The sequence below is a fragment of the Streptomyces sp. NPDC020489 genome, assembly GCF_044386545.1.
Classification (GTDB): domain Bacteria; phylum Actinomycetota; class Actinomycetes; order Streptomycetales; family Streptomycetaceae; genus Streptomyces.
In genome coordinates, this window is the sequence record NZ_JBIRUZ010000034.1 from 1 (window position 1) to 1,449 (window position 1,449).

Annotated in this window: 1 protein-coding gene; it reads left to right on the forward strand. The window is 66.7% G+C overall.

The window, feature by feature from the left end; translation table 11 throughout:
• Window positions 1-236 precede the first annotated feature (236 nt).
• Window positions 237-1,169, forward strand: a complete 933-nt coding sequence (locus ACH41F_RS41775) for an aldo/keto reductase family oxidoreductase (RefSeq protein ID WP_398839861.1) — start codon at window positions 237-239, stop codon at window positions 1,167-1,169.
• Window positions 1,170-1,449: the final 280 nt, after the last annotated feature.

Here is a 1,449-nt window from a genome sequence, read left to right on the forward strand (position 1 = left end):
TGCGTTCGTGATCGGACAACTCCAGCAGCAGCGGCTTCGGACCAGGCATCACCACACCCTACAACCGCAAGCGAACTAACGACTCAGGACACTAGATCGCTGATTTCTACAGTGAACGCGCGGCGCGACTTCGCCCGCCCTGGAGACCGCGGCGTGTACCAGGTCACGCTCGCGCGGGAACCCGTCCGCACGGCCGACCAAGCAGCCCGTCCGCCTGATGCGACCCCGGAGAAACCGTGAAGACCTTCACCCTTCCCAGCACTGACATGGTGGTGCCGAACATCGTCCTCGGACTCATGCGGATCCAGGACAAGAGCGACGACGAGGTGCGGACGCTCGTGAGCACCGCCCGCGATTGCGGCATCACCTTCCTCGACCACGCCGACGTGTACGGTTCGAGCCTGCACGGCTGCGAGCGGCGTTTCGCCGAGGCGCTGAAGCTGACCTCGTCCGAGCGCGAGCAGTTCGTCATCCAGTCCAAGGCGGGCATCGTCCCGGACGGACCGTATTTCGACTTCTCCTACGAGCACATCGTCGAGTCGGTGAACGGCTCGCTCGCCGCACTGGGTACGGACTACCTCGACATCCTTCTGCTGCACCGCCCAGACGCGCTCGTGGAACCGGAGGAAGTCGCTCGGGCGTTCGACGAGCTGTCAGCCTCGGGCAAGGTGCGTGCGTTCGGCGTGTCCAACCAGACCCCGCGCCAGCTCGACCTGCTGCGCCGCTATGTCAGCCAACCGATCGTCGCGAACCAGTTGCAGCTGTCGATCACACACGCGCCGATGATCGCGCAGGGAGTCGCGGCGAACATGCAGGGGCTGGACCAGTCGGTCGTGCGGGACGACGGGATCGTCGACTACTGCCGTCTGCACGACATCACGATCCAGGCCTGGTCGCCCTTCCAGGCCGGGTTCTTCGATGGTCCCTTCCTCGGCTCGGACCGCCATCCCGAGCTGAACGCCGTGGTCGACCGCCTGGCGGACCGGTACAGCGTCCCGGCCGAAGCGATCGCCGTCGCGTGGATCACCCGCCATCCCGCGCAGATGCAGGTCGTGCTCGGCACCACCACGCCCGAGCGGGTGGCCGCCGCGGCACAGGGCTCGGATCTGCCGCTCACCCGCGCCGAGTGGTACGAACTCTTCCGCGCCGCCGGTTACACCGTGCCGTAAGGCCCGCTCGTGGCTCACGGCACGGGTGTGCGCTCCCTCGGCCGAAGCGACAGTAGGGGCGCGGGGGCGGTCCTGTCGCCCCGGAGGGCGACCAGCACCCCGCCCTTGGCGATGTCGATCGTCGCGGGCAAGAGGAAGCTCGTTCCGCGGTTGCTGCCATCGGGCACCAGCACTCCAAACCATCCGCTAGTGTCCTGAGTCGTTAGTTCGCTTGCGGTTGTAGGGTGTGGTGATGCCTGGTCCGAAGCCGCTGCTGCTGGAGTTGTCCGATCACGAACGC